This is a genomic window from Chryseobacterium sp. RR2-3-20 (assembly GCF_017808115.1).
Lineage (GTDB): Bacteria > Bacteroidota > Bacteroidia > Flavobacteriales > Weeksellaceae > Chryseobacterium > Chryseobacterium oryzae.
On sequence record NZ_JADQBD010000129.1, the window covers coordinates 1 to 3187 of the forward strand.

The 3187-nt window shown below is 44.2% G+C and carries 2 tRNA genes and 2 rRNA genes; all 4 read left to right on the forward strand.

Features of this window, described 5'->3' with window-relative positions:
• Positions 1-469 precede the first annotated feature (469 nt).
• Positions 470-1986: ribosomal RNA gene (locus IV513_RS15190) — 16S ribosomal RNA — on the forward strand.
• Positions 1987-2270: 284 nt separating this feature from the next.
• Positions 2271-2344, forward strand: a tRNA-Ile gene (locus tag IV513_RS15195).
• Positions 2345-2431: 87 nt separating this feature from the next.
• Positions 2432-2505 (forward strand) — tRNA-Ala (locus tag IV513_RS15200).
• Between the two features lie 203 nt (positions 2506-2708).
• A 23S ribosomal RNA gene (locus IV513_RS15205) occupies positions 2709-3187 on the forward strand; the annotation flags it as partial.

The window sequence follows — 3187 nt, forward strand, 5'->3', positions numbered from 1 at the left end:
TTAATGTTACGTGAGGGTAAATTTTATGTTAAATTAATTTGTTTTGTGTTTGTATGAATATCTATCTTTGCGGCACCGAAAAACGGAAGTTAAGTAGGTAGCGCAGGAGAGTAATTGATAAATAGCTTTAAAAGATGTAACGAAAAAAAACTTTAATTTTTTTTAAAAAGGGGTTGTGGTTTTAAAAATAGTTATTATCTTTGCAGTCCCGATTAGGGGAGGGCAGAAGCTGTTATTGATTGTGGTGTTTGGGGGTTAGGGTTAATTAAAAAAAACTTTAAATTTTCTTCAAAAACATTTGGTCATTAAAAAATAAGTTATTACTTTTGCACTCGCAAATACGGAGCGACACTGACAGAAAGATTGCTACGTTAAAAGCGGAAGAAAAATAGATCATTGACATACAATATAACAACCAAGTAAGGAAAAACTAAAGCGTTAAGAAACTTTGAGTGAGTCAGACAAACATACAATGGAGAGTTTGATCCTGGCTCAGGATGAACGCTAGCGGGAGGCCTAACACATGCAAGCCGAGCGGTAGAAGTTCTTCGGGACTTTGAGAGCGGCGTACGGGTGCGGAACACGTGTGCAACCTGCCTTTATCTGGGGGATAGCCTTTCGAAAGGAAGATTAATACCCCATAATATATTAGATGGCATCATTTGATATTGAAAACTCCGGTGGATAGAGATGGGCACGCGCAAGATTAGATAGTTGGTGAGGTAACGGCTCACCAAGTCGATGATCTTTAGGGGGCCTGAGAGGGTGATCCCCCACACTGGTACTGAGACACGGACCAGACTCCTACGGGAGGCAGCAGTGAGGAATATTGGACAATGGGTGCGAGCCTGATCCAGCCATCCCGCGTGAAGGACGACGGCCCTATGGGTTGTAAACTTCTTTTGTACAGGGATAAACCTACTCTCGTGAGAGTAGCTGAAGGTACTGTACGAATAAGCACCGGCTAACTCCGTGCCAGCAGCCGCGGTAATACGGAGGGTGCAAGCGTTATCCGGATTTATTGGGTTTAAAGGGTCCGTAGGCGGATCTGTAAGTCAGTGGTGAAATCTCACAGCTTAACTGTGAAACTGCCATTGATACTGCAGGTCTTGAGTAAATTTGAAGTGGCTGGAATAAGTAGTGTAGCGGTGAAATGCATAGATATTACTTAGAACACCAATTGCGAAGGCAGGTCACTAAGATTTAACTGACGCTGATGGACGAAAGCGTGGGGAGCGAACAGGATTAGATACCCTGGTAGTCCACGCCGTAAACGATGCTAACTCGTTTTTTGTGATTCGTCATGAGAGACTAAGCGAAAGTGATAAGTTAGCCACCTGGGGAGTACGTTCGCAAGAATGAAACTCAAAGGAATTGACGGGGGCCCGCACAAGCGGTGGATTATGTGGTTTAATTCGATGATACGCGAGGAACCTTACCAAGACTTAAATGGGAGTGGACAGGCTTAGAAATAAGCCCTCCTTCGGGCCGCTTCCAAGGTGCTGCATGGTTGTCGTCAGCTCGTGCCGTGAGGTGTTAGGTTAAGTCCTGCAACGAGCGCAACCCCTGTCGCCAGTTGCTACCATTAAGTTGAGGACTCTGGCGAGACTGCCTACGCAAGTAGAGAGGAAGGTGGGGATGACGTCAAATCATCACGGCCCTTACGTCTTGGGCCACACACGTAATACAATGGCCGGTACAGAGGGCAGCTACACAGCGATGTGATGCAAATCTCGAAAGCCGGTCTCAGTTCGGATTGGAGTCTGCAACTCGACTCTATGAAGCTGGAATCGCTAGTAATCGCGCATCAGCCATGGCGCGGTGAATACGTTCCCGGGCCTTGTACACACCGCCCGTCAAGCCATGGAAGTCTGGGGTACCTGAAGTCGGTGACCGTAAAAGGAGCTGCCTAGGGTAAAACAGGTAACTAGGGCTAAGTCGTAACAAGGTAGCCGTACCGGAAGGTGCGGCTGGAACATCTCATTTTAGAGCGTTGAAGAACGTTAAACAAACAAGTACGCAAGTACAAAAAACTTACTTAAAGTTCAAGCTTTAGTTTTTATTTGGTTGTCATATATAAAAGATAAATGATGAAAGATCATTGATTAATAATAGCAGAGATGCTTAATCACTCATCCAACATCGATTATCAATTATAAAATACAAAACCCACTAGAAATTAGTATAGGGAGAGAGACAAAAGATGGTAGATAAAAGAAGATAGACTTAATGGTCTTGTGTCTGAAATCTATTATCTCAAATCTAAATGAAGTCTCGTAGCTCAGCTGGTTAGAGCGCTACACTGATAATGTAGAGGTCGGCAGTTCGAGCCTGCCCGAGACTACTAATTGACAAGACGGGAAGACATCAGATAAGAGACATCAGACAAAAAAGTCTAAAGTCTGTAATCTGACATCTGAAGTCTACTAGCGGGGAATTAGCTCAGCTGGCTAGAGCGCCTGCCTTGCACGCAGGAGGTCAAGGGTTCGACTCCCTTATTCTCCACGGATTGTACGAAGTACGAAAGTACAGAGTATAATGTATGATGGTAATAAAAGGAAATGTATACTACATAGTGACGGAGCCGTCATTAGAACATTTTACTTGATTATTTAAATACAAGCAAATAAGATCATTGACATTAACGGTAAAGACATCACAAAGAGAAAACCGAGCACTTATAAGTGCTTGAGTAACCTAAAAATAGGAAAGAAATCGTTAAGGGCGTATGGCGGATGCCTAGGCTTTCAGAGGCGACGAAGGACGTGGTAAGCTGCGAAAAGCTCGGGGGATTGGCACACACGAATAGATCCCGAGATGTCCGAATGGGGCAACCCAATACATTGAAGATGTATTACCTCGTAAGAGGAGCAAACCCGGAGAACTGAAACATCTAAGTACCCGGAGGAAAAGAAATCGAAGAGATTCCGTAAGTAGTGGCGAGCGAAAGCGGATTAGCCCAAAAGTCTTTATATGTTTAAAAGAACGTTCTGGAAAGAACGGCCATAGAGGGTGATAGCCCCGTACTTGAAAGGCATATTTAGATGATAAATGAGTAGGGCGGGACACGTGAAATCCTGTCTGAATATGGGGGGACCATCCTCCAAGGCTAAATACTCCTGAAAGACCGATAGTGAACAAGTACTGTGAAGGAAAGGTGAAAAGCACTTCGAATAGAAGGGTGAAA